Annotated in this window: 17 protein-coding genes and 1 pseudogene; 14 read left to right on the plus strand and 4 right to left on the minus strand. The window is 65.9% G+C overall.

From position 1 onward, the window contains the following. Nucleotides 1–18: 18 nt before the first annotated feature. From ACSSVZ_RS02295 to ACSSVZ_RS02335, 9 genes and pseudogenes are all read left to right on the plus strand, one after another. Nucleotides 19–1,107, plus strand: a complete 1,089-nt coding sequence (locus ACSSVZ_RS02295) for an ABC transporter permease (RefSeq protein ID WP_453967994.1) — start codon at nucleotides 19–21, stop codon at nucleotides 1,105–1,107. Nucleotides 1,108–1,120: 13 nt separating this feature from the next. After that, a complete protein-coding gene (locus ACSSVZ_RS02300; RefSeq protein ID WP_453967996.1) occupies nucleotides 1,121–2,857 on the plus strand; it encodes an ABC transporter ATP-binding protein in 1,737 nt (578 codons plus the stop codon). Nucleotides 2,858–2,947: 90 nt separating this feature from the next. Further along, nucleotides 2,948–5,398 (plus strand): nitrite reductase large subunit NirB, encoded by a 2,451-nt coding sequence (nirB, locus tag ACSSVZ_RS02305; RefSeq protein ID WP_453967997.1) that lies wholly within the window; start codon nucleotides 2,948–2,950, stop codon nucleotides 5,396–5,398. Next, on the plus strand, nucleotides 5,395–5,763 hold the full coding sequence (nirD, locus tag ACSSVZ_RS02310) for a nitrite reductase small subunit NirD (protein WP_453967998.1): 369 nt from the start codon (nucleotides 5,395–5,397) through the stop codon (nucleotides 5,761–5,763). The genes nirB and nirD overlap by 4 nt, the downstream gene beginning before the upstream one ends. An 83-nt stretch (nucleotides 5,764–5,846) precedes the next feature. Continuing rightward, the gene (locus ACSSVZ_RS02315; RefSeq protein ID WP_453967999.1) at nucleotides 5,847–8,516 is read left to right on the plus strand and encodes a nitrate reductase; all 2,670 of its coding nucleotides are present in this window, start codon (nucleotides 5,847–5,849) and stop codon (nucleotides 8,514–8,516) included. Continuing rightward, the gene (locus ACSSVZ_RS02320; RefSeq protein ID WP_453968000.1) at nucleotides 8,488–9,612 is read left to right on the plus strand and encodes an SAM-dependent methyltransferase; all 1,125 of its coding nucleotides are present in this window, start codon (nucleotides 8,488–8,490) and stop codon (nucleotides 9,610–9,612) included. The genes ACSSVZ_RS02315 and ACSSVZ_RS02320 overlap by 29 nt, the downstream gene beginning before the upstream one ends. A gap of 39 nt (nucleotides 9,613–9,651) precedes the next feature. Next, nucleotides 9,652–9,867, plus strand: a complete 216-nt coding sequence (locus ACSSVZ_RS02325; protein ID WP_453968001.1) for an Ldh family oxidoreductase — start codon at nucleotides 9,652–9,654, stop codon at nucleotides 9,865–9,867. A 458-nt stretch (nucleotides 9,868–10,325) separates the two neighbouring features. Continuing rightward, nucleotides 10,326–11,174 (plus strand): annotated as a pseudogene (locus tag ACSSVZ_RS02330) (TRAP transporter permease); the annotation flags it as partial. Further along, on the plus strand, nucleotides 11,107–11,430 hold the full coding sequence (locus ACSSVZ_RS02335; protein ID WP_453968003.1) for a hypothetical protein: 324 nt from the start codon (nucleotides 11,107–11,109) through the stop codon (nucleotides 11,428–11,430). The pseudogene ACSSVZ_RS02330 and the gene ACSSVZ_RS02335, both read left to right, overlap by 68 nt. 1,251 nt (nucleotides 11,431–12,681) lie before the next feature. On the opposite strand, the gene ACSSVZ_RS02340 is transcribed toward ACSSVZ_RS02335, so the two are convergent. Continuing rightward, nucleotides 12,682–15,660: a mechanosensitive ion channel domain-containing protein gene (locus tag ACSSVZ_RS02340; protein ID WP_453968004.1), complete on the minus strand. Its 2,979-nt coding sequence runs from the start codon at nucleotides 15,658–15,660 to the stop codon at nucleotides 12,682–12,684. A gap of 307 nt (nucleotides 15,661–15,967) precedes the next feature. Here ACSSVZ_RS02340 and ACSSVZ_RS02345 point away from each other — a divergent pair, with 307 nt between their 5' ends. The 4 genes from ACSSVZ_RS02345 (at nucleotide 15,968) to ACSSVZ_RS02360 (ending at nucleotide 20,825) form a co-directional block, all read left to right on the plus strand. Then, nucleotides 15,968–17,239: an extracellular solute-binding protein gene (locus tag ACSSVZ_RS02345; protein WP_453968006.1), complete on the plus strand. Its 1,272-nt coding sequence runs from the start codon at nucleotides 15,968–15,970 to the stop codon at nucleotides 17,237–17,239. A gap of 50 nt (nucleotides 17,240–17,289) precedes the next feature. After that, on the plus strand, nucleotides 17,290–18,060 hold the full coding sequence (locus tag ACSSVZ_RS02350) for a transporter substrate-binding domain-containing protein (RefSeq protein WP_453968007.1): 771 nt from the start codon (nucleotides 17,290–17,292) through the stop codon (nucleotides 18,058–18,060). Between the two features lie 655 nt (nucleotides 18,061–18,715). Continuing rightward, complete coding sequence (locus ACSSVZ_RS02355) at nucleotides 18,716–19,531, plus strand: SDR family oxidoreductase (protein WP_453968008.1); 816 nt, start codon at nucleotides 18,716–18,718, stop codon at nucleotides 19,529–19,531. Continuing rightward, nucleotides 19,524–20,825, plus strand: coding sequence for an AGE family epimerase/isomerase (locus ACSSVZ_RS02360; protein ID WP_453968009.1), 1,302 nt, complete (start codon nucleotides 19,524–19,526; stop codon nucleotides 20,823–20,825). The genes ACSSVZ_RS02355 and ACSSVZ_RS02360 overlap by 8 nt, the downstream gene beginning before the upstream one ends. Before the next feature lie 385 nt (nucleotides 20,826–21,210). Here the strand turns inward: ACSSVZ_RS02360 and ACSSVZ_RS02365 are convergent, their stop codons facing one another. From ACSSVZ_RS02365 to ACSSVZ_RS02375, 3 genes are read right to left on the minus strand one after another with little or no spacing between them, the layout of a single operon-like run. Further along, a complete protein-coding gene (locus ACSSVZ_RS02365; protein ID WP_453968010.1) occupies nucleotides 21,211–22,482 on the minus strand; it encodes a c-type cytochrome in 1,272 nt (423 codons plus the stop codon). Continuing rightward, nucleotides 22,479–23,048, minus strand: coding sequence for a (2Fe-2S)-binding protein (locus tag ACSSVZ_RS02370; protein ID WP_453968011.1), 570 nt, complete (start codon nucleotides 23,046–23,048; stop codon nucleotides 22,479–22,481). The genes ACSSVZ_RS02365 and ACSSVZ_RS02370 overlap by 4 nt, the downstream gene beginning before the upstream one ends. Next, on the minus strand, nucleotides 23,045–25,960 hold the full coding sequence (locus ACSSVZ_RS02375) for a xanthine dehydrogenase family protein molybdopterin-binding subunit (protein WP_453968012.1): 2,916 nt from the start codon (nucleotides 25,958–25,960) through the stop codon (nucleotides 23,045–23,047). The genes ACSSVZ_RS02370 and ACSSVZ_RS02375 overlap by 4 nt, the downstream gene beginning before the upstream one ends. A 129-nt stretch (nucleotides 25,961–26,089) precedes the next feature. Here ACSSVZ_RS02375 and ACSSVZ_RS02380 point away from each other — a divergent pair, with 129 nt between their 5' ends. After that, nucleotides 26,090–26,395 (plus strand): hypothetical protein, encoded by a 306-nt coding sequence (locus ACSSVZ_RS02380; RefSeq protein WP_453968013.1) that lies wholly within the window; start codon nucleotides 26,090–26,092, stop codon nucleotides 26,393–26,395. Nucleotides 26,396–26,398 lie beyond the last annotated feature (3 nt).

A 26,398-nucleotide genomic window follows, 5' to 3' on the forward strand; every position in this document is an offset into this window, starting at 1 on the left:
TATCGAGAACCTGACGCCATGACCATCGCCGACGACTTTGTCGATGCCGCACCGAAGGCTCGTTCGACCCAGCGCCGAACCGCACGCCTTGCCACCGTCGATCGCATCTCGCGGCCGATGTCCAGCTTCGGGTTCGGATGGCTCGTCCCGTTCGTCCGTATCGCGGCCGGCGACCGCTCGCCGAGCCAGTTCAAGGCGGTCGGAAGCCAGTTCCTGCTGCCGCTGATCGGCATTCTCGCCTTCCTCGCGGCCTGGGCGGTGTTCGCGCCGCAGGTGAAGACCTCGCTCGGCGCCATCCCCGGCCCGGCAGCGGTGTGGCACCAGGCCCAGGCTCTCTACGGCGAACACGTCGCCGAACGCCAGGAAGCCCAGACCTTCTACGAGCGCCAGGAAGCGCGCAACGCCAAGCTGGTCGAGGCCGGCCACGGCGACCGCGTCAAATGGCGCGACTACACCGGGCGGCCCACCTATTTCGACCAGATCCTGACCAGCCTGAAGACCGTGGCGATCGGCTTCCTGGTTGCGACGCTCATCGCCGTGCCGCTCGGGATCGCCTGCGGGCTGTGGCCGACGGTCAATGGCGCGGTCAATCCGCTGATTCAGATCTTCAAGCCGGTGTCGCCGCTGGCCTGGCTTCCGATCGTGACGATGGTGGTCTCTGCGCTCTACGTGAACGCCGTCGACGCGCTGCCCAAGTCGCTTGTCGTCTCGGCCATCACGGTCACCCTGTGCTCCCTGTGGCCAACGCTGATTAACACCGCGCTCGGCGTCTCCTCGATCGACAAGGACCTTCTCAACGTCAGCCGGGTGCTCAACCTGTCGCCGCTGAAGAAGCTGACCAAGCTGGTGCTGCCGTCGGCGCTGCCGCTGATCTTCACCGGTCTGCGCCTGTCGCTCGGCGTCGGTTGGATGGTGCTGATCGCCGCCGAGATGCTCGCCCAGAACCCGGGGCTCGGAAAGTTCGTCTGGGACGAGTTCCAGAACGGCTCCTCCGACTCGCTGGCCCGCATCATGGTCGCCGTGCTGACCATCGGCATCATCGGCTTCCTGCTCGACCGTCTGATGCAGGCGCTGCAGGTCGCCTTCACCCACTCCGCGACCCGCTGAGGACGGCGAGATCATGGCCCTTCTCGAGCTGAAATCCGTGACCAAGGCCTACGGCACCGAGCCCGATCGCAACCCGGTCCTCGGCGGCATCGACCTTGCCGTCGAAGAAGGCGAGTTCGTCGCGATCGTCGGCTGTTCCGGCTCCGGCAAGACCACGCTGGTGTCGACGATTGCCGGTCTGGTGCGGCCTGACTCCGGCGAGGTCCTCTTCCGCGGGAAGCCGGTCACAGGTCCGTCCCCCGACCGCGGCGTCGTGTTCCAGTCCTATTCGCTGATGCCGTGGCTGACGGTGGTCGGCAACGTCGAGCTGGCGGTGGACGCGATCTTCGCGAAGAAGAGCGCCGCGGACCGGCAGGCGCTGGTCGACACCTATGTCGAGATGGTCGGGCTGTCCCATGCCCGCGACCGGCGTCCGGCCGAGTTGTCCGGCGGCATGCGGCAGCGGGTTGCCGTGGCGCGGGCGCTGGCGATGCAGCCGGATCTGCTGCTGCTCGACGAGCCGCTCTCGGCTCTGGACGCGCTGACCCGCTCCAAGCTCCAGGACGAGCTGACCGAGATCTGCGCCCGGGAGCGGCGAACGTTCGTCCTGATCACCAACGACGTCGACGAGGCGATCCTTCTCGCCGACCGGGTGATCCCGCTCAATCCCGGCCCCGACGCGACGCTGGGTCCGGCCTTCAAGGTCGATCTGCCGCGCCCGCGGGATCGGGCCGAGCTCAACCACGATCCGGAGTTCCGGCGGCTGCGCGTCGACATCATCCGGTATCTCGATGCGGCCGGGGCCGGCGCCGATGCCGTTGCCGAGCCGGAGGTGCCGAAGGTCGTCTCGCTCGCCGCGGCCGGCGGGCCGCCGAAGGCCTATCGCGACGCAGCGGCGTCGCCGATCGAAAGCCGCTTCCTCGAATTTTCCGCCGTCACCAAGACGTTTCCGACCCGCGACGGGCCGCTCACCGTCGTCGACGGCTTCGATCTGAAGATGCGCAAGGGCGAGTTCGTCTCGCTGATCGGCCACTCCGGCTGTGGCAAGTCGACGGTGCTGAACATGGCCGCCGGCCTCGCCGAGGTCACCGGCGGCGGCATCGTGCTCGACGGCCGTGAGGTCGACGGCGCCGGGCCCGAACGGGCGGTCGTGTTTCAATCGCCGTCGCTGTTTCCCTGGCTGACGGCCCGCGAAAACGTCGCGATGGGCGTCGATCGGGTCTATCCGAAAGCCAGTCCGGCGGAGCGGCGCGAGGTGGTCGAGTACTACCTCACCCGGGTCGGCCTGGCCGACGCCATGGACCGGCGGGCCGTCGATCTGTCCAACGGCATGAAGCAACGGGTCGGCATCGCGCGCGCCTTTGCGCTGTCGCCGAAGCTGCTCTTGCTCGACGAGCCGTTCGGCATGCTCGACAGCCTGACCCGCTGGGAGCTTCAGGACGTCCTCACCGACGTGTGGAAACGCTCCAGCGTGACGGCGGTCTGCGTCACCCACGACGTCGACGAGGCCATCCTGCTTGCCGACCGGGTGGTGATGATGACCAACGGGCCGCATGCCCGGGTCGGCAAGATCATGGACATCGACCTGCCGCGCCCGCGCGACCGCAAGGTGCTGATCGAACACCCCGATTTCTACGCCTACCGGGAGGAGCTTCTGGAGTTCCTGGAGGCCTACGAGGGGGGTGCCAACCCGACGCCCGAGCATCTGGACCGAATTCACGCCAAGCGCTCCGCCCGCCGACCGGCGGTGGCGGTGGCGGCGGCGGAATAGGAGGGGGCGATGACCGATGTCCCACGCGCATCTCTCGAACGCCGCGATCGCGGCGCCCTGCAACGAACCTGCGGCAGCGGAGTGAGCAAGATGACCGAAAAGCTCGTGGTCGTCGGCAATGGAATGGCCGCCGGCCGACTTCTCGAACACCTGATGGAAACCCAGCCAGACCGCTACGACGTCACCCTGTTCGGCGCCGAGCCCCGGGTGAACTACAACCGGATCATGCTTTCGCCGGTGCTTGCCGGCGAGAAGCGCTTCGAAGACATCCTGATCCACGACGAGGACTGGTACAGCGCCCATCGGGTCGCCCTCGTGTCGGGCCGGAAGATCGTCGGCATCGACCGGGCGGCAAAGACCGTCACCGCCGACGACGGGGCCGTAACCCCCTACGACAAGCTGGTGCTGGCCACCGGCTCGGACCCCGTGATGATCCCGCTTCCGGGGCACGACCTGCCGGAGGTGATCGCGTTCCGCGACCTCGACGATGTGGAAAGCATGACCGCCGCCGCCGCGAAGGGCGGCAAGGCCGTCGTCATCGGCGGCGGTCTGCTCGGGCTGGAAGCGGCCGCCGGCCTCAAGGGGCGAGGCATGGACGTGACGGTCCTGCATCTCGCCCCCACGCTGATGGAACGACAGCTCGATCCGTCGGCGGGCTATCTCTTGCAGAAGGAGCTGGAAGGCCGCGGCATCCGGGTGATCACCCGGGCCAACACCAAGGCGATCCGGGGCGGCCGCCACGTGGAAGGCGTGCTGCTCGACGACGACACCGAGCTCGAAGCCGACCTTGTCGTGATGGCCGTCGGCATCCGCCCGAACGCCGCGCTCGCCAGGTCCGCCGGACTGGAGGTCAACCGCGGCGTGGTCGTCGACGACCACATGCAGACCTCGGATCCGGCCATCCTGGCCGTCGGCGAATGCGTTGAGCACCGCGGCACCTGCTATGGGCTGGTGGCCCCGCTCTACGAGATGGCCAGGATCGCCGCCGCCCGCCTCTGCGACGATCGCAAGGCCGCTTTTGTGGGTGCGGTCACGTCGACCAAGCTCAAGGTGACCGGTATCGACCTGTTCTCCGCCGGTGACTTCGCGGAGGGCGAGGACCGCGAGGAGATCGTTCTGCGCGACGCGTCGCGCTCCATCTACAAGCGCCTGGTCATCGAGGGCGACCGGATCGTCGGCGCCGTGCTCTACGGCGATACGGCCGACGGCGCCTGGTTCTTCGACCTCCTCAAGGAGAGCACCGACGTCTCCGATCTCCGCGAGACGCTGATCTTCGGCCGCGCCTTTGCCGGAGGGACCCCCCTGGACCCTATGGAGGCCGTTGCAGCCTTGCCGGATAGCGCGGAGATCTGCGGTTGCAACGGCGTGTGCAAGGGCCTCATCGTCTCCGCGATCGCCGACAAGGGGCTCGCCTCGCTGGAGGAGGTCCGCAGCCACACCAAGGCGTCCAACAGCTGCGGCTCGTGCACCGGCCTCGTCGAGCAACTGCTGTCGCTCTCGCTCGGCGGCGCCTACGACCCGGCTGCGGTCAAGCCGATGTGCGGCTGCACCGGGCTCGGTCATGGCGAGGTTCGCCGGCTGATCGTCGCGACGGGGCTGAAATCGATCCCGGCGGTCATGCAGGAGCTGGAGTGGGAAACCGCGAACGGCTGCGCCAAGTGCCGTCCGGCCCTCAACTACTACCTGATGGCGACCTGGCCGGGCGACTACGTCGACGACCAGCAATCCCGTTTCATCAACGAGCGCGTGCACGCCAACATCCAGCGCGACGGCACCTACTCCGTCGTTCCGCGCATGTGGGGCGGGGTGACCAGCGCGAAGGAGCTGCGGGCGATCGCCGATGTCGTCGACAAGTTCGCGATCCCGACCGTCAAGTGCACGGGCGGGCAGCGCATCGATATGCTGGGCGTGAAGAAAGAGGACCTGCCGTCGGTCTGGGCCGACCTCAACACCGCGGGACTGGTGTCGGGGCATGCCTATGCCAAGGCGCTTCGCACGGTGAAGACGTGCGTGGGAACCGACTGGTGCCGGTTCGGGACGCAGGATTCCACCGGGCTCGGCATTCGGGTCGAGAAGTTCATGTGGGGCTCGTGGACCCCCGCGAAGGTCAAGATGGCGGTGTCCGGCTGCCCGCGGAACTGTTCCGAGGCCACCTGCAAGGACGTCGGCGTGGTCTGTGTCGACAGCGGCTACGAGATCCAGATCGGCGGTGCCGCCGGCCTCGACATCAAGGGCACCGAGCTTCTCGGCAAGGTCGATAGCGAAGACGAGGCCTTCGAGACCATCGTCGCCGTGGTTCAGCTCTACCGCGAGCAGGGCTGGTACCTGGAGCGGATCTACAAGTGGATGGCCCGGGTCGGGCTGGAAACCATCCGGGCCCAGGTGTTCGACGACCTGGACAACCGCCGGACCCTGTTCGACCGCTTCATGGTGTCCCAGCGCCATTCCCAGACCGATCCCTGGGAGGAGCGGGTGCGGGGCCGCGACGCCCACGAATTCGCGCCGCTGGCCACTCTCACCCTTCAGGAGGCTGCCGAATGAGCACCCGCTGGCACAGGATCGGACACCTCGACGACATTCCGCCTCTCGGTGCGCGCTGCGTGCTGACGCCGGTCGGCCGTGTGGCGGTGTTCCGCGCGGCGGATGACGAAGTCTACGCGCTGGAGGATCGGTGCCCGCACAAGGACGGCCCGCTGTCCCAGGGGATCGTTCACGGCAACTCGGTCACCTGTCCGCTCCACAACGCGGTGATCGCCCTTGCGACGGGCGAGATGGCCGGGCCCGACGGCGGGCGTGCGCGCACCTTCGGGGTTCGCGTCGACCCGGCATCCCGGGCGATCGAGCTGTGTCTGGAGCCAGCGTCCGCCGTCACCGCTCGGCTTCAGCCGGTGACCGAGCCCGCCTGAGAGGCACCGAAGGCCGGGGCCGCTTCCCACTTTACCTCCTCGTGCTCCAGCGAGCCCCGAGATGCGAACCGGAGACCCGGTCCATGGACGCGACGCCAACCGATCCGACGGTCCGCACCACCTGCGCCTATTGCGGCGTCGGCTGCGGCGTGTTGGCGACCCCGCGCGCCGACGGCCAGGTCGAGATCACCGGCGATCCGAACCATCCGGCCAATTTCGGTCGTCTGTGCTCCAAGGGATCGGCGCTCGGCGAGACCGTGGGGCTCGATGGCCGGCTGCTGCATCCGCGGATCGACGGGCGGCGGGCAAGCTGGGGTGCCGCGCTCGATCGCGTCGCGTCCCGCTTTTCCGCAGCGGTGCGCGAACACGGGCCTGGGTCGGTCGCGTTCTACGTGTCCGGCCAGCTTCTGACCGAGGACTACTACGTCGCCAACAAGCTGATGAAGGGCTTCATCGGCTCGGCCAACATCGACACCAACTCGCGGCTCTGCATGGCCTCGGCCGTGGCCGGCCACCGGCGGGCGTTCGGCGCGGATATCGTGCCGGGCACCTACGAGGACTTCGAGGCCGCCGACCTCGTCGTGCTGGTCGGCTCCAACCTCGCCTGGTGCCACCCCGTGATCCACCAGCGCCTGATGGCCGCGCGGGCCGAAACGGGATGCCGGCTGGTGGTCATCGATCCCCGGCGCACCGCGACCGCCGACGATGCCGACCTGCATCTCGCGATTGCGCCGGGATCCGACGTGGCGCTGTTCAACGGGCTGCTCGCCCACCTGGCCGAGGCCGGCGCGACCGACGCGGCATTCGTGGCGGACCATACGTCGGGGCTCGGCGAGGCGCTTGCCGCTGCGGCGGGCGGCCTCGCTGCGGTTGCGCAGGCCACCGGTCTCGACCCGTCCGACCTCGTTGCGTTCTACGACCTCTTCGCGGCGACCGAGAAGGTCGTGACGGCCTTTTCGCAGGGTGTGAACCAGTCGGCGGCGGGCACCGACAAGGTGAACGCGATCCTCAACTGCCATCTGCTGACGGGGCGGATCGGCAGGCCGGGGATGGGACCGTTCTCGGTGACCGGCCAACCCAATGCGATGGGCGGGCGCGAGGTCGGCGGGCTCGCCAACCAGCTTGCCGCCCACATGGATCTGGAGGATGCCGGCGACCGCGACCGCGTCGCCCGCTTCTGGGGGGTCGACGGGGTCGCCGATACCGCCGGACCGAAGGCCGTCGATCTCTTCCGCGCCGTCCGGGACGGCCGCATCAAGGCAGTGTGGATCATGGCGACCAATCCGGTGGTCTCGATGCCGGAGGCCGATCTGGTTCGCCAGGCGCTCGAGCTGTGTCCGTTCGTGGTCGTGTCCGACGTGCTGCCGGACACCGACACCGCGAAATGCGCCGACGTGCTGCTGCCGGCGGCCGCCTGGGGCGAAAAGGACGGGACCGTCACCAACTCCGAACGGATGATCTCGCGCCAGCGGGCATTCCTCGACCTTCCCGGCGAGGCGAAGCCGGACTGGTGGATCGTCACGGAAATCGCCCGGCGGATGGGGTTCGCCGCGGCGTTTCCCTACGCAAGCGTCGGCGAAATCTTCGCCGAGCACGCGGCGCTGTCCGCCTTCGAGAACGGCGGCACCCGCGCCTTCGACATCGGCGGTCTGGCCGGGCTCGGTGCGGCCGGATACCACGACCTGGCCCCGGTCCGCTGGCCTCTGCGCGGCGACGGCCGCGCGCAGACCCGGTTCGGTGCCGACGGCCGCTTCTTCACCCCCGACGGCCGCGCGCGCTTCGTCCCCACGCCCGTTGCCCAACCCGGGGCGGAGGACCCCGCCTATCCGCTGGTGGCCAATACCGGACGGGTGCGCGATCAGTGGCACACGATGACCCGCACCGGTCGCTCGCCGCGGCTTTCCAGCCACATCGCCGAGCCGTACGTCGAAATCCATCCCGCCGACGCGGCCGCGGCGGCAATTGTCCCTGCCGGCCTGGTCCAGGTGGAGAGCCCGCACGGTCGGATCGTCGCCCGGGCGCTGGTCACCGAGGCACAGAGGCCCGGCACCGTCTTCGTGCCGATGCACTGGAGCGGCCAGACCGCGAGCGCGGCCCGCGTCGACAGTCTGGTCCCGGCGATCACCGATCCGATCTCCGGCCAGCCCGCCTTGAAGTCCGGCAGGGTGCGGATCGAACGGTATCCGGCGCGGTGGTACGGCTTCGCCGTCACCCGCGGCCGACCCCGGACCCAGGCGTGCGACTACTGGTCGATCGCGCGGGCGCGCGGCGGCTACCGCGCGGAGCTCGCCGGATTGGAAGTTCCCGGGACCTGGCGCGCGCTGTTTGCCTCGCTGCTCGGGATGCCCTTGAACGAGGACGAGGTTCTCGCCGTCCACGACGCCCGCTCGGGCCGTTACCGCCTGGCCGCGTTTGCCGGAGATGCGCTGGTCGGCGCGCTGTTCGTGGCGCGCGAGCCCGTCTCGGTGGCCCGCAGCTTCGTCGCCGGGGCCCTGGGCGACCGGTTCGAGGAGCAGCAGGACCGGATGGGCCTTCTGGCCGGGCGCCCGCGCGGCGACGTGCCCGATCCGGGCGCCATCGTCTGTTCGTGCTTCGACGTCGGCGTCCACCAGATCGATGCCATGGTCCGCGCCGGCGGGGCGACGAGCGTCGAGGCCGTCGGGGCGGCGCTCAAGGCTGGCACCAACTGCGGCTCCTGCCGCCCGGAGATCCGGAGGATCATCCATGCCCATGCGCTCGAAACCGCCGTGTGAGCGCAAGCCGGGCCGGATCGCCCCGCTTGCCAAGCTTCCCGTGTTCTTCGGCCTCGCCGGCACGCGCGTCGTGGTGATCGGCGGCTCGGAGGCGGCCGCCTGGAAGGCGGAGCTCCTCGCCGCCGCCGGCGCCGATGTCTCGGTCTTTGCGCGGGACGCGAGCGGGGAGACGGAAGACCTTGCGGCCGCGGCCCTGGCTGCCGGTTCGCTCATCCTGGTCCGGCGCGACTGGCAGCCGGGCGACCTCGGAGGGGCGTCGATCGTGGTCGGCGATGCGCAAAGCGAGGACGAGGCCGCGGCAATCCGCCAGGCGGCGCGGCGGGCCGGTGCCGTGGTCAACATCGTCGACAGGCCGGCCTTCTGCGATTTCCAGTTCGGCTCGATCGTCAATCGCTCGCCGGTGATCGTCGGGATCTCCACCGACGGCGCTGCACCGATACTGGGCCAGGCGATCCGCCGGCGCATCGAGGCGCTGATGCCCTCGTTCCTGGGAGACTGGGCGCGTGCCGCAAAGGACGTCCGCGCCCATGTCGCCGACCTGATCACGGAGCCGGCCGGCCGCCGCAGCTTCTGGGAGCGGTTCTGCGATCTCGCCTTCCACGCCCCCCCGGACCGCGACGTGGCGGCGACGCTGCGGTCCATTGCGTCAGACGTCGGCGCGGGACGCCGGGGCGGGCGGGTGACCCTGGTCGGAGCGGGCCCCGGCGATCCGGAGGATCTCACGCTGAGGGCGATGCGGGCACTGCAATCGGCCGAGGTGATCCTGTTCGACGAGCTGATTTCCGACGGGGTGCTCGAACTCGCCCGCCGCGAGGCCCGGCGCCTGCCGGTCGGCCTGCGAGGCGGCCGCGCATGCTGCCAGCAGGAGGCGATCGGCGCGCTGATGATCAGGCTGGCGGGCCAGGGAAAACATGTGGTTCGGCTGACGTCCGGCGATCCGGTGACCTTCGGTTGCGCAGATGAGGAAGTCGCCGAGCTCGCGCGCCACGGCATCGCGGTCGAGGTGGTTCCGGGGATCGCCTCCGCCCTCCCGCCGGGAGCGTTTTCCCACTTCGCTCCAAGCGGCAAACTCCGCCTGACAAATAACGCGGCATAACGGCGATCTGCGGCCTGGTCTGCGGGAAGCTGCGTGGGCATGCAGCGACAGGCGATCGGCAACAATCCCTTGGCGTTCGCCGCGCCGGTGGCCGGCAGGGCGCCGATCGTGTTCGACGTCGCAAATAGCGAGGTGGCCTTCGGCAGGATTGCGCGGGCCGTCCAGGCAGGTACCGAGCCCGTTCCCGAAACGTGGGCGATGGACGAGACCGACGTGCGGAGGGACGATGCGCGCGTCGCCGCGGAAAGAGCATGAGGCTCGCGAGCTTCCACACCGGAGACGGACCGAGCTACGGCGTCGTGACGGATGACGGTGTGGTTCCGGTCGCTCCGGGCGCCGGCTTCCCCGCCTGCGCGATGCAATTTCCGCCGGAGCGGTCGCCGAGGTCGCGACATCCGGCGGCGCGGCGGTTCCCTTCGACGAGCTCGACCTGGGGCCTCCGATTGCCGATCCGGACAAGATCATCTGCGTGGGCCGCAACGATATCGCCCATGCCGCTGAGAGCGGATCCAAGCCGTGATAGGTCGGTTGATTATGGTCCGGTCGTCGCCTCGGTCAATTTGCCGGGCGAACCGGATCCACGGCGCTTGAGCGATGCTGCCCCACGATAGTTGGTCCAGGAAGCGCCACTGCGCGGTTGGGGGGGCGAATGAAAGTCTAAAGATTAAAACTCTCTACAAGGATTATTTCTCCTCAGGCATGCTGTCGAGGCCGTCGCGTCGACCGGCGGGCAGCTCGTTCCGCCGGTCATGGGGGCAGCCGCCTTCATCATGGCCGACTTCATCGGGGTCGACTATTCGGTTGTCGTGCTGGCCGCACTGCCCTCGGCGCTACTCTACTACCTGGCAATCTTCATCAACGTGGATCTGCTTGCCGGCAAGAACAACATGAGACCCCTGGATAGCCAGGAGCTGCCTTCGGCGTGGCTATCTTTCGTATCGGGCTGGCACTTCCTGATCCCGTTTGCGGTGATGTTCTACACGCTGTTTGCGCTGCACATAAGGCCGGACCGCGCCGCGATCTGGTCGATCGTGGCGCTCGTCGCTGGCAGCGTGGTGCTCGGCTATCGCGGCAAGCGGCTCGGCCTGCGGGATCTGTGGGCGGTGATGGCCGGGGCGGGCAGGGCGGCGAAGGACCTGATCATCGTGTGCGCGGCCGCCGGCGTCATCATCGGCGTGCTCAACCTATCCGGCCTCGCTTTCAACCTGACGCTCCATATCATCAGCGCGAGCGGGAATTCGGTGGTGATGCTGGCGCTGATCACCGCTGTCATCAGCATCGTTCTGGGCATGGGAATGCCGACGGTCGGAGTCTACATCCTCCTGGCCACGCTGGTTGCGCCGGCGATGGTCGAGGTCGGTGTGCCGATCATCGCTGCCCATCTCTTCGTGTTCTATTTCGGCCTTCTGTCGATGGTGACGCCGCCGGTTGCCCTGGCGGCGTTTGCCGGGGCCAACATCGCCGGGGCCGACGCCTGGACCGAGTTGGTCAGCGATGAAGCTCGCCTGGACGGCCTATATCGTGCCGTTCCTGTTCATCTTCGCGACCTCGCTGTTGCTTGAGGGCTCGGTGCCGCAGATCGCCTGGGCGTTGACGACGGCGACTGTCGGCATCTTCATGACCACGTCGGGGATCGTCGGCTATTTCCGTGACAGCCTGGGCGTCGGCGAACGCGTCGTGCTCGTGGCTGGCGGTCTGCTGGCGCTGCTTCCCGCCGGACTGTTCAGGTACGGAATCTATGCCGAGATCGCTGGCGTTGCGATCTTCGTCATCTACTGCGCGGCGTCCTGGGCGCGGGGGCGGCGGGCCGTTGCCTGAAATGGTGAAACCAAGCATCGCCTTCAACCTGGCGACCGCCGAAGAGCAGATCAACGAAGGTGAGCTACTCCCCGATCCTTGGACAGATTCGCGGGTGGCTTCACCTACTCTCCGCGCTCGCTGATCGGTTTCGATGCCGCTGAAGTAGACCACGCCGGGCGGCTGTCCGCCACGGGAGCGATGCGGACCAATCGCTCTTCGCTGAGCCGGCGATGGCTGCGGCTTATGGGGCAGAGCGGGAACAGAAATCGTCTTACCCTTCCGGCGAGTTAGACTAAATGCCCGCTAATCCCATGAAATCAAAGGAGATTGAGATGGGAATGGCGGATGGGGTGTCCGAAAGGCTTAAATTTTAAGTGTCTGAATTATGTATGGAAATAGCTTTCAAATGCTGCACTATACCCGATTAAATACCCGGCAACCTATGTGATCCCGGAGGGGCAATCGGTCTGCATCCGCCTTGAAGCGGAGCATGACAATCGGGAGCAGGGATCGCCCAAACCGACCGCATCGGGCCGCACGTTTGAAAGGGTGTGAACCCGTCCGAGCCGCGCCTCTTGCAGGTCATTGATTTTAAACGTAAAATTGGAATAATTGGCTCCCCGGGCCGGCGACCGGCACCAGCCGTGAGATCAAGGCCTTGCGCGAGAGTGCGGCCCAAATCCGTTCCGGGGTGTTCCGCAGGGCGCCGGAGCCGCACTCTTAAGTTGGGCGAGGGGCAAGAGAGCTCTTATGATCCGACAATGGCTTTCTGGAGCTTGATCGGCATTCGGTGGTCTCCGAGAATGCGGACCACTGCTCCATCGCGCGGCAGGGGGTAATCTCGACCGATCCCACGCTTGCCAGTCGGGATTGGTCACTTCATCGAACGCGCCAGTCTGTGCAAACGTGGCTTCGGACCGATCCGGCTCGTGCCCTAAACCGTCGACCCTAACTCCATGCGAATGCGCAGATTGCGGATCGGTCGCACGTTGGGCATCGAAATGGCGCCACAAGATCCACGATCGGTGTCTGACGAAGATCAGGGGCTATGCCCCCGCCGTCGAATGCCCCTCAGAGCACCGCTCCGCGCCCAACGCACACATTCGTGGTCGAAACTGAAGCGGCAGAAGCAGACGTTTATGAGTGAAGAATGGGGCCGCGAGCCACACCTTGTTCAGGCTTTCTGCCCGATTGTAGATGGCAGAAATCAGACTGAGCGCTCCTTCGGTTCCGCGCCAATCTTTCCGACCTCCTTGGGCGAACCATGCGCTACCCGGCGACCTGAAGCGTCTTCTGCATGTTCCCGTCTGGCTCTGCGAAATGCAGACTTCTCTGAGGATAGGGAATGGTGATGCCTTCGGCGCGAAACTGCGACCAGATCTCCGTCAGCACGTCTGATCCGATCTTGAAGATATCGGTGGTCCTGGTGTCGATATGGTAGGCGACGCGCAGCACGATGGCGGAGTCGCCGAACTCGCTGACAGTGACGGAGCGGTCCGGATAGCGCAGAACGTCGTCGTTGGCCGCCAGAATTCCGTCGATGATCTCGATTGCGCGGGTTGGGTCGTCGTCGTAGCCGATGCCGACCGAATGGAGTTGGCGGGCCACGGTATCCGCTCCGGTCCAGTTGGTGAACTTGTCGCTGATCACTGCGGAGTTCGGAACGATGATGTCCTTCTCGTCGAAGGTCCGGATTCTGAGCGAGCGGATGCCGATCTGACGCACCGTTCCTGACTCTCCATCGACGGTAACAACGTCGCCGAGTTTCAGGGGCCGCTCGATCAACAGCAGCAGGCCGCTGATGAAGTTGTTCACCACGTTCTGCATGCCGAAGCCGATGCCAACGCCGAGACTGGCCGCAAACACCGTCAGGGTCGTGACGTCGAAGCCGATGAGCGACAGCGCCAGCAAGAGCCCGACCACGATGACGACATATTGCGTGAACACCGAGAGGCTCTGGCGGATGCCGATGTCGCGGATGCGCCGGAAAGCGAGGGTGTAGCTCACGTGGCGGCTCCAACCGCCAATCCAGAAGACCAGCAGCACCATGATCACGACGGTGATGACATCGCCCACGGAGTGGGGGGCGTCGCCGAAGCGGAACAGCGGATACTGGAAGACGGCGATGACCTGATGCACGACCGGAGTGGTCCGATTCCACCCGAAGACTTCGAACAGGATGAGCCCGGCGACGATGGTCAGCGCCACCTGGCACAGCCGATAGAGTGGCTCCACGAAGTTCCGCTTCCAGAAGAAGCTGTTGCCCGGATACGCCTCGGCAAGCTGATGGGCCTTGATCCGCAACCCGTCGCGGAGGATGCCGAGGACAAGCCAGAGGGCGGTGATGATCGCCACCAGCTTCGTCGCGTCGATCACGACACGCTTGGCAAGCGTTGCATATCCAGCCAGGCCGAGCGCGCCGACGGCGATGAGGCCAATCGGGATGAGCAGGCTCAGCAGGCCCAGGCCGCGCTGGCTTCGCCCGTTTCCCTGGCGTCCGGCGGGACCGAACCTGAGGAAGAATGCGGCAAAGAAAAACAACGGGGCAGAGGCAGCGAGCAAACACACGAAAACCGCGCGCGAGATCCACGCCCGCGTTGACGGCAGCAGGTCGATCTGCGCCACGAACAGGTAGGCGACGACCAACGCGAGGATGAGTGCCAGGCTTGCATCGAGGAGACGGATCAACCGTCGGCCGACGATGCGCCGACGACCTTCCAGGTGGGAGACCGTCTGAACCTGCAGCGCGTCGCGCACGATCATCGCCAGCGGCGGAATCCCAAGCAGCGTGCCGACGAACAGCGACACCTCTCGGGACAGTCCGAAAATCGCGACAGCCAGGAGCCACAGTCCAAGCGGCAACGCCCAGAGAAGGTTGCGGCGGAGGACCTCAACCGGCATCGATGTCGCGAGGTTCGGGTTTGCATGGACATACCGGCCGAGCAGCGGGCGCAGCCCGCCGTAGATCACCCCTACCATCAGGGCCACGGCCAGCAGATAGAGCGCGACCGTCTGCCAGGAGGCTCGGATTACCACCCCACCGACTTCCCGGATCGTTCCATCGAGAAGTCTGAGCGTCTGTGACGGAATGCCGTGCAGGTCCGCCTGCACTCGGCTCAGCGTGGCAGCATCGTGGCGAATGGCCTGGCGTGTCAGCAGGTCCTCGCGGGAGCGGCGAACGATCTGATCCTCAAAGTCCTCGTCCATCTGGCCGACCCGCGCCAACGCCGAGGACATCTCCCGGTCCTGGACGTCGATGAGCGCGGTGAGGTTCCTCAGCCTCGCCTCCAGGTTGTGAGGCAGAGTCCCTCGGGCTGTGGTCTCCGCGCGGGCCAATTCGACCAGATTTGCGACGGCGTAGCGCTGTTGCGTCAGATTTTCCTGCCGCAACTCGATCCCCTCCCTGAGGTTGCCGAGCAGGGTGATCGCCTCGCTCAACAACCGTTCCGGCACGGCGTCGTTGTCGGCGAGGACGCTCAGACGGCGGATAATCTCGCGGGTCTCGACGATGTCGAGGTCCGTCAGCCGCGCGGTCGAGCGCATCAGTGCCTCGTCGGCGCGCATCTGCATCTGGTTGCGGCGCTGAGTTTCCGCATCCGTCTGCGCGGCCATGCCCGCGGCGTTGTTCGACAACTCGATGTTGTCGCGCACCAGCGAATTGATCAGAACGCGCAGCGCGCGCACGCGCGGATCTTCTGCGAGCGAGGGGCGGTCGACCACGCTCGCCAGCTCGATCCGATCGCGCATGAGTGCGAGCTGTTCCAGGTTGAGGCTCAGGTGGACAGCGGAAAGCCCACGAAACGCCTCCAGTGCATCCGTGTAAGTCTGGATCGTCTCGGCCAGCTTGCGCCGGAGATCCAGCGCGACCTCTTCCACCAGCGTGGACAGGGCCTCTTCGGGAAGGTTGGCGAGCCGACTTTCGGTCTCCCGAATCTCCTCGTCGAGAATGTCCAGGGTGCCGCGTTGATGGGCCGTGCGGTTGTCGAGCGTCACGAGCCGAGCCCGGGCGATGTCGACGTCGAACTGGAGCTGGTCCAGTTGGCGGAGGCTCACTGTCTGCGTTGGGTCGGAGGATGCCGCGCTCAGCTCCTCCGAAAGGGCCTGGTTCTGCGAGGACCGCCTGTCAATGGCCGACTGCACGTCGACAATCATGCGCTCCAGGGCTTTTCGATCCCCGGTCAGCCTGTCGAGGGCCGTCGATTCCTGGGCACAGACCGGCCCAACCGCGGCCATCGCGAGCGTCAGCAAGATAAAAACGCAACAAAGAAGCTGCTTATTTCCGCGCTGCTGTCGCGTGGCACAATTCGTCACGTTGTTCCAAGGGAATGGAACCAACAACGCCTCCCCAACCCAAGCGCATCGCCGCCCAGAAAATGCACGTCTGCCGATTCAGGATGCCCGGATCCTCGTTCGGCCTCGGGGATAGCCGTACTGTTTTCCAATGCGCGTGAAAAGACTATTCGAAAAGGGGAAGAGCAGGCCGTGGATCTGTTGCTTTTGGGGCGCGGACTTCTAGGGTAGCCGCCGAGTCGGCGGTGATCGTTAGGGGGAAGATGTGCGGCGAGGTCTGAATTCGACGGTTGTTGCGATCGCCGTTTCCGGGATGGCGTTTCCCGCGCCTTCCTTCGCAAACGACGAGGCGTCGTCGCCACCGTTGGTCGTTGCCTGTCTGGACGTCGGTCATGCCGTCGCGGCGTGCAGGGCGGGGGCCCAAAGCTGGAGCGAGAAGAGCGGCCGGCCCGTCCGCGTTGTCGTCGGGAGTCTTGAGAACGGGGCTGCACTCGATCAGTACGAGGCGCTGCTTTCCGTCGAGAGCCGCGCGCTCGATGTGGTGCAGCTTCCGCTGGCAGCGCTGCCGCGTTTTTCGGGCGACCTCCTGGATCTCGGCGGAGCGAGCACAGGCGGCTCCGATGCGCACGTAGCTGGCAGCGGCCCATTGCCGGCAGTGGAGGCGCCAGCGCAGCAGCGCGGTCGGAAGATTGCTGCGCCAGTCTTTCTGTCCGTCGGCCAATGGTTCTATCGCACCGACCTGGGGCTTGCGGGGCCCCCGACACGCTGGGACGAGGTCGCAGACATTGTGAATGCCGTCCGCACAGCGCAGGCACGGGAGACGCAGGAGGACATCTGGGGGATGGTCTTCGCAGGCGCACCTGGCGAAGCGCTCACAGCAAGCTTTCTGGAATGGATGGCGGGCGGCAGCCGTAGCGTGCAGGAGGAGACCGACGATCCGGTGACGCACGCGCTCGAACGGGCCAACCAATGGGTGGGCTCGGTGGTGCCGCCGGATATATCCGACTACCAAGAACCCGATGCGCTGGCGCTGTTTGTGGCCGGCAACAGCGCGCTCATTCGCGGCTGGACTCACGACGGCCCGATGGTGCGGGCCGATGAGAGCGCCATCAAGGACAAGGTGGCCGCGGCCCCTCTGCCCGCCGGCGGCGACGGCATCGTCCATGCGGCGATGACGGCCTTCTATCTCGGCGTTTCGCGGCATTCCACCCAGGCGGAGGCGGCCAGAGATCTGGTCTCCTATATGACGGGCGTGGCGCAGCAGCGCGCGGCAGCGGAGACATTCGGCCAGCCTCCGACGATCGGAGCGCTCTACGACGATTCCGCCCTCGTCGCCTTGCACGTCGATCTTGGGATCGTGGCCGACAGCCTCGAGGGAGCGTTTCTGATCGCCACGCCAGGAGGGCAGAAGCCGACGGACGAGGAGACGATCTCGTCCGTCGTCAGCGACATGCTGGCCGGCGTGATTTCTCCGGAGAAGGCATCGGCGGATCTGAAGGACGCGTTCGCGGGCGAACGACCGAGGCGCGGGTTTTAGCGATGCGAGCAGGACCGAGACAGGGACAGTTCCGACGCGCTGCTCTGGCCGTGCTGGTCATCGCGGCGATGCCGGCCGCTGTCGTCCGGGGGGACGACGGAGCGGGGGCCTCTTTGCCGGCCGGCCGGACCAGTTTGAAAGTGGGCGTTCTGGAAGACGCACCGCCGTTTTCCTTCGAAATGCGCAGCGGCCGACGCAGCGGCTTCGACTACGAGGTGGCGCGTGGGCTCTGTGAGGAACTTTCGTTGGATTGCACGATCGTCGCCATGGCGCGCGGCGAGATCATTCCGGCGGTGATTGACCGGCAAATCGATTTCGCAGTGGCCTCTATGTCGATCGTTCCGAACGCCGATGCGGAGGTCGACTTCACGGACCCTTACTACTCCTCCCTTTCGCGGTTCGTGACCCGAGGCGGCCTCCCCCTCGATCAGGAGCGATCGGCGGTGCCCCCGATGGTCGGGGTTCTCACGGACAGCGCCGATGATCGCTATTTGAGCGGCGAACTCGCTGGCCAGGTTGAAATCCGTCGTTATGCCCGCATGCAGGAGGTGTGGATCGATCTTTCGCTCAACCGGCTCAACGGTGCCCTGGGGAGTGTCCGGACCGCGCGCGCGGCCTTTCTGGAGACGCCGCTTGGCGACAGCTTCGACTTTGCCGGCCCACCCATTGAGAACGACACATACTTCGGCAAGGGCAAGGGCATCGTCGTTCGGGAAGGCGACGTGTCCCTCAAGCAGGCGCTGAACGCGGCTTTGCGGACCATGCGGCGCGACGGATCCTACGACGAAATTCAGCGCCGCTTTCTTGGCGGTGCCAGGTAGCAAGGCGCCTCCAGGGCGTGTATCGGCAGACCGACCGGTGAGGGCTGCGCCCTTGCCTTGTCCTATCCTTTGGCCCCGTTCAAGAACGAGATCATATCGGGCGGCTCGCGATCGGCTTCTAGCGAGAGGCACAGGACGCATCCAGAGAGATTGACGGCCGCAGGGCCCGTCATTTTTGAGTAGAAAGTTGCAAAGCCGTTTTCTGCCAGCTGCACCCCTTCTGCTTAGCGCTCATTCGCGCCGTTGGTCAGGTCGGTGCCACCACCCGAGCGACCCCCACGTGCGGGTCGCTCGGGTGGGCGGGAAGCCCCCGCCGAGATCGCCGCCAACGTGTCGAGGGGCATGTCTCCGGAAACGTTGGCATCCCTCAAACAACCATCACTAGGGAGCCGGACTCCCCGTCTGACTGGTAACAATCCGGATCGCATAGGCCCAAACATCAACCCAAGGACTCTCCTCAAAGCCGGAGGGAATTTGGGGCTCAAGTCAGGACGTGGCATGACGAGGCACCTGAGGGCTTATCTGCTGAAATTTTGGAACCCGCAGCTGGACATGTCGTTTCTCGATCGGACGGCGCGCGATACGGCACCTCCGCGCGCGCCTCCCACTCACTAGGCAGCGACGACGGTGCCGCCAACAGCTTCGAAAGACGGCCATGACCGAAAAGCTCGACGACTTCCTGCCGCCCGTCGAATACATCAATGACGATTACAAAGGCGCCGGCAAACTGGCCGGCAAGCGCGTCCTGATCACCGGCGGCGACAGCGGCATCGGCCGCGCCGTTGCCCTGCATATGGCGCGTGAAGGGGCGAAAGTCGCAATTCTCTATCATGACGATGCGGAGAGCGCGGCAGAAACCCGCGAAGGCATCGAGGCCGAGGGAGCCGAGGCGCTCGTGCTGCAGGGCGATGCCGCCGACAGCGTGAGCTGCACCGAGGCTGTCGACGCTGTGGTGGCTCAGTGGGGCGGCATCGACGTCCTGGTGAACAATGCAGGACTTCAGAAGCCCTATGCCACGCAGGATGAGATCAGCGACGACGACTGGCGGCAGCACTTCGCCGTCAACATGGACGGAATCTTCTACACGACCCGCGCCGCGCTGAAGCACATGGGTGAAGGCGCCAGCATCATCAACACGACCTCCATCAACGCCTTTGTCGGAAACGCTGATCTCGTCCCGTACACCGCCACGAAGGGGGCGATCGTCGGCTACACGCGGGCGCTCGCCATGCAGATGATAGACAAGGGAATCCGGGTTAACGAGGTCGCGCCCGGTCCGGTCGCGACGGAGATACAACTGGTGTTCAAGGACTACGATCCGGACATGCTGAAAAGCATGGCCTCGCCGATGGGGCGGCTGGGCCAGCCTTATGAACTCGGCCCGGCCTATGTCTTCCTCGCCTGCCGCGATTCCAGTTTCGTCACCGGCCAGACGCTGCACGTCAACGGCGGCATGATTTGCAATGGCTGATGGGGCGGCCCCCGTCGCAGACTTGTCCGTTCCCTGGGCGGACCTTCCCGGCCATCGACGCTGGCTCCTTGCGGAGGGCGAGCGCCTTCTGGACCACTATGCCTGCGCCCGCGTAGAGACAGGGTTCGCGACCCTCGGCAACGATGGCCGTATGGTTGACGACACCGCGCGGGGGCTTGTTAGCGCGCGCATGGTGCATTCCTATTCGCTGGCGGCGCTGCTCGGGGTGCCAGGGGCAGCGCCGCTTGCAGACCATGGCCTCGCAGCGCTGCTGGACGGACCATTGCGCGATGCTGTGCACGACGGCTGGTTTGCCGATGCGGCCGGGCCGTCGCGCAAGAAGGCGTACCTTACCGCCTTCGTCGCGCTGAGCGGAGCGTCCGCCACACTGGCGGGCCGGCCACGCGGTATCGAGCTTATGCAGGCGGCGATGCGGGTGATTGACGATCACTTTTGGCTCGTCGACGAAGCGGTGTTTTGCCCAAGTTTCGCCGCCGACTGGTCGGACGCGGAAGCCTACCGCGGCGCCAATTGCTGCATGCACGGGACCGAAGCCTGCCTCGCGCTTGCCGATGCCTCCGGCGAGGACCGCTGGCTGGACCGCGCCCTCTCGCTGGTGAGCCGCTTTGGCCACGCCATTCCGGCGGCCCACGAGGGGCGCCTGCCTGAGCACTTCAGCCCGGACTGGACGCTTCTCCCTGACTACGGCGCAGATCAGCCGACCGATGACATCCGGCCCTACGGCCTGACGCCCGGGCACTTCGCCGAATGGGCTGGGCTTCTCCTGAAAGTCGAGGCGGCCTGTATCGCCCGTGCCCGCCCAAGGCCGGACTGGCTGCTCGACGATGCCATCAGGCTTTTCGACAACGCCCTGGCGCGCGGCTGGGCCGCGGACGGCAGATCCGGCATGGTCTACACGGTCGATTGGGACGACAGTGTATCGGTCCCCAACCGGACCTGGTGGGGTCAAGCCGAGACTACGAACACCGCCCTCATGCTGATGCGACGCACTGGAGACGCGCGCTTCGAGGCCGTCTATCGCATGGTCTGGGACTATATCGCTGGGACGCTCATCGATCGGGAAGCTGGTGGGTGGCATCCGGAGGTCGACGGCGAAGGCTTGCCGAGCAGCGCCGTTTATTCGACTCGGGACGACCTCTACCATGCCTTTCAGGCGACGGTGACCCCACTGATCCCTGTCTCTGGCTCGGTCGCGGGAGGGTTGCGGGCGCAGCGTCCGAAGCCCGGTCAAACGCTCACGCACGTGCAGCACGCACGATTTGCACGTGTTTGAGTGGTCCTCGGCAAGATCGCCTTGAGAGCCGTCCAGAGACTTGAGGCGTTTCCGCCTGCAGAGACTTACGGCGTTCCCGCCGGGCCGTCTGAACGCCTTTCCACAGCGTTGGTCGCTGGGGCGTGCGAGGATTGGTGCAGACGCTGTCGCGCCGAACCCGGGATGACCGCTGACTGGGCGATGGCGCTCGACCAGTGCTCCGAGAGGGTTGTCCAAGGAGCGATTTAGGTGCGAGGCGGCGGCAAGGCGGCCTGAACGGCCTCGCGCCGGGGCTCGCTGAACCGACAGCATTAAGACAAGTGACGGTCACCAGAGCCAAAGCATCTGAGCGGCCGGCTATGCGAGCGACTGTGAACCTGCGCTCCGACCGGGTCCCGGTGCCCGTCTACTTCCGCAACACCTCAGCCACGCGGTCCGCATCGACATCCTCAGAATGCCCGCCCCACCGGACGCGAAGGTAGTTCACGAGCGCCGCCATCTCCTCGTTGCTGAGGCGATCACCGAAAGCCGGCATCTCCTGCATGCGCTCGTCGCCGGCCAGGCTGCGCTCCGGCACCCCGTCGTGGATGATCTTCACCAGGTTGATCGGGTCTTCGAGCATCGCAGTGGTGTTCGTCGCGAGGGGAACCGAGGCGTGCGGGTGCCCCTCGCCATTCCGGCCGTGGCAGCCGGCACAAAGGCCAACATAAAGCCGTTGTCCCTCCTCCATCCCGTTCGCCTGCGCGGGCTCCACCGGCGCAACATCGATCCGGTCTGTGCCGTCCATCAGATAGGTCACGATCGCCTGGATGTCCTCATCCTCGAGGTACTTCGTCGAGTGGTTGAGGACGGGATACATGCGGAAGGTCATCGTGCCCTGCGGCGCCAGACCGACCTTCATGAAGGAAGCGAGGTCCTCGCTGGTCCAGCCGCGGCGGACGAGGCCAACGGGGGAGATGTCCGGGGCGAGCGCGCCTTCCAGGATCTCGCCCTTGAGGTGCTCGTCGGTCTTGGCGAACGCCAAGTTTCGCGGTGTGTGGCATTCGCCGCAATGCCCGGCAACGTCGACGAGATAACGCCCTCGATGCCAAGCCTCGCTCTTGCCGGCGACCTGCGGCAGTCCGCGATCGTTAGGGCGGTAAATGAGATTCCAGAAGGCGATGGCCGGACGGATGTTGAACGGAAATACGAGGTCGGGTTCCCGGTCCGGCTTGTCGATCGGGCGCTGCGCCATGAGGTAGGCATAGAGGGCGTCCGTGTCGGCGCGCGTCATGTAGTGGTACGACGTATAGGGCATTGCCGGATAGAGATGTGAGCCATCCGGATTGATGCCGTAGACCATCGACCGATACAGGTCGTCGGCGCTCCACCCGCCGATTCCGTGTGCCTCGGACGGGGTGATGTTGGTCCCGTAGATCGAGCCGAACGGCGTTTCCATGGGCGTTCCGCCGGCAAGCGCCACGCCGTCCTCCGACACGTGGCAGGCATTGCAGTCGGAGGCGCGGGCGATGTAGCGGCCCTTGTCGACAAGCTCCGAGCGTGCGTTCTCGTCCAGGTCGGCGAACTGGACGGTGGCGGGCGGGATCTCGCCGGCGCCGGTGAAGAAGACATAGACGAGGAGCACCGCCCCGGCCAGGACCGCGCCAATGCTGGCGAGAGTGAGGGCTAGCGTCTTCATGTGGGCTGACTCTTGTCCGGATCCCCGATCGTCAGCCCAGGGGTGGCAAGGATCACGGACTTGACCGCCTCCAGGTAGCGGACATAACCCGTGCAGCGGCAGATGTGATCGTTCATGCCCTCGAGCACGACCTGCTCGACGCTATCGCGGGCCACAGGCTCGCGCTTCAGCTTGTCGAGCAGCACGGTCGCACCATTGACGAAGCCCGGCGTGCAATAGCTGCACTGGAACGAGAAGTGCTCGAGATAGGCCTGCTGGATCGGTGAGAGTTCCACGATCTCGCCGCTCTCGTCGCGTCGCGCATGGCCCTCGACGGTTCGGACCGACTTGCCGTCGAGATAGGCTGCGCCAGTGACGCAGGCCGGTATCGAACGCGAAGCCCCGTCCTCGCCGTCGACGATGATCGCGCAGGCGTGGCACACCCCCTGACCGCAGCCATATCGGGTGCCAGTCAGGTTCAGATACTCCTGCAGAAATTCGAGCATCATCAGGTCGTCGGGAATCTCGACCGGGCCGACCGGCTCGCCATTGACGGTCATGCGGACGGATGTGGTTTCGTTGCTCATGATAGGGCCTGCTGGATGCGTTCGGCCTTCAGCGGATACGCGTAGAAGCGGTGCCCGGTCGCGTGGTGAACACCGTTGGCGATCGCGGCGACGACGGGGATCATCACCACCTCGGCGATGCCCTTGGGCGGGTCGTTGTCCGACAACGGAGGCTGGATGTGACCTTCCTGCGACCACACTGCGACGTCCTTCGCCCGGGGCAGGCGGTAGCGGTTGAAGTTCCACGTGCCATTGCCAGGCCCGTCCTCGTAGCGCGGCAGGTCCTCATAGAGTGCGTGACCGATGCCCATCGCGAGGCCGCCCTGGAGCTGCCCAGAGACCAGCTCCGGTACAATCATGGTCCCGCATTCCAGCCAGGACCTGTGCGACAGGATACTCACCTCGCCGGTACCGCTGTTGACAGAAAGCTCCACGAGGGTGGCGGCCGGCGCATAGTATGTGACCGCGGCGTTGTTCCGCTGGACCGGCGGATAGAAGACCTTCCGGCGTGGCTGGAACGCATAGCCTGCATCCGTCATCTGCGCCGTCCTTACCTTCGAGGCACCGTCGCCCCACTTCACGGACAGCGCGTCGATCGGCGCGCGGAAGACCTCGCCCTCCACCTCGAACTCGGCCTCGGTCCATGCCCAGCGGTTGAAGGTGTGGATCGTCACGCCGGTGATGAAGCCACGCTCGTGCGCCCGTTGCGCAAGTTGTTCGAGCGAAAGCGGGTTGAGCCCGCCGGAGACCAGCATGCCGTCGCGCCACTCCGCATCCTCGCGGCGCACGACCAGCGGGCCGGCCTGGCCATCGCCAATGCCCTCGGTCCAGAACGACAACGCGGCCTTCCACAAGCCCCGTTCGAAGAGCTGGCGGGCGGCCTCGCGCGTGGCGTGCGAAAGGTAGTAGGCGGAATTCGAGGCGGAGCGTGGGGAGGTGATGCGTGGCACCCAGTGGGGATCCTGCGCCAGTCGGTCCTGCTCCTCCTGGGTCATCGTGTAGGGCTCATTGTTTGACACCAGCGGCAGGCTCGGCCAGTCGACGACGGCGAACTCGGCGTCATCGGCCGGGCGGCCCAGATGTTCCGCCGGGATCAGCATTTGCGACGTGGTCGCGCCACAGCCGATCTCGGAAACAACGTGACGCAGGTGGATGCGGCCAGTCGGGGCGACTTCCAGCTGGACGAGGGCGGCCTCGGCGCCCGTCCCGTAGTCCTTGTGCACGCAGGCGAAGCCGACGCCGTAGAGGTGGCCGGGGTTCTCGGCTTCGTAAGCTCGTTTGCGTGCGTCGCGCTCGATCCACAACGGCTCGGCGGCCGCCGCTTCGAGCAACTCATTCGCCCGGATGGCGCCTGCGGGGATCGCGCCCTGCGTGTTCTTCATGCCGGCCTTCAGCACATTGCGCCGTCGGAGCTCGATGGCATCGATGCCGAGATCGCCGGCGATCTCGTCGACCATCATTTCGGTCGTGACCATCGACTGCAGGGTGCCGTAGCCGCGCATCGAGCCCGCGGTCGGCGCGCGCGACGCGTTCACGGTTACCGAGAGGTCGCTCTTCGGGAAATAGTAGATGGACTGCAGTGCGGTTGCGGCGACCTGACCGACCGAGGGGCTGAAATTCTTGCGCCCACCGCCGTCGCCGACGAGACCGCTGGCAAGCGACTGGAACATCCCCGTTTCCTCGTCCACCGCGACCGTCGTCTCGATGTCGAAGGGGTGGCGCTTGATGGCGCTCTGGAAGTGTTCCCAGCGGTCGCAGGCGAGCCGCACCGGATGTCCGTCACCATAGAGGCCCGCCATGGCGGCATAGTAGGGGAAGGAATGGTGCTCCTTCTGGCCATAGCCCACCGTGTAGCCGGGATAGAAGGCGAGCGATGAGAAGGAAAAGCTGCTGCCCTTGACCATGTGAATGATGTGATCGGCATTGGTGTAGGGCGATTGGGTGCCGGTGACGACGTGCAGCGTGCCGCTCCCCGGCTCGTACCAGGCGTTTCCGTTGTCGGTCTCCATGGCGGCCGGATCCACGTATTGCGACGAAAACTTCCGCTTGTAGATCCGCCAGCCATCCGGGGGACTGTCGAGCTCCTCCTGGATCTGCTGCGCATGGTAGATCGCCTGGCCGGATGGATTTCCGGCGGAGGCTGCCTCCGGCCATTCGGTCGAACGGTTCGCAATCCTGGCGAAGACGGTCGCGTTCTTCAGCGGGGAAAACACGTCGGGCGCGTCGGGCGTCGGACCGCCGACGCGGACATAACGCGCGCCGCCATAGGGGTCGCGCTCAAGCGGGCCCGTCTCAGCGCCATAGCGGATCGCGTCTTGGTTGAACTGCAATCTGCGTTTGGCCAGCCGGAAGCGCGCATAGTCGTGGAAAATCAGAAGCGCGACGGGCTGACCGAGAAATGCCGGCGTTTCGCCCTTCGCCAGAAGCAGCGGCCCGTAGAAGTCTGCCTCGGGCATGGAGATGTTGTCGCGTTGGAGCTCGTCGGCGGTGACGGCCACGTCGGGTCTAAGGTCGTCCCCCAGGACCGAAAGATCGATGTCCTCGAAGATGGCGTCGGCGCGAGACACACGCAGCAAGAAGCCGTGTGATTGCACGTCGGGCCAGCCAGGCATGTCCCGGGCCCGAATGTCGATTGCAAAGACCTTCTCGCCGGCGACCTTGGGGATGCCGTCGCGACGGAAACGTATGTTGCCGCCGCTTCTCCAGTCAGGCGGCTGCGTGACAGTATCGGTTTGCAGATCGGCCAGCGCCTGATTGAGCGGGATTACATGGGCCGCGATGCCAGCAGCGGCAGCCGAGCGGAGAAAATCCCGTCGCGAAATGCTTCCTGGCCGCATTGCTTCCCCGGTAGTTGGCGTCTCTGGATAAGGGAGGCAACGCGTGAGAAGCGGCAGGGTTCCTTGGAACAGTTGTAGACATGTCGTGATGCTCAACCGACGCGTCCGAGCAGCCAACCAATCCCTGGATCCTGCAAACCAAAGCCCCGGGGTGCTTTCCGGCATGCAACTCCGCAGCGACACGCACGTTTTGCAGGTCAGGACTGGCGGGCAAGGGGATCCGCAATGCCGAACGGGCGAGAGAAGGAGCGCGGTGACGGCGCACAGATGGGTGCGAGCCTTTCACTGCAGGAGATTCAGGATGCTCTGACCGACCAAGGCTATTCAGCCGATGGGCGAAAGGGGTGGCTCAGGGAAGTCCTGACCGAACTGGAGGCCGTCCACGCGCGCGAAGCGTCTGCCGAGATGGCTGACCTTATCGACTCGATCAAGACCGTTTTGGCCTGCTCCCCGGCAAGTGGCCACTGTTGTGAGTTAGATTTCGGCTCCAACATTGGAGCTGAGAATGCCGAAGAAGCGCTATTCCCCTGAACA

It is taken from the genome of Amorphus sp. MBR-141 (genome assembly GCF_053628695.1).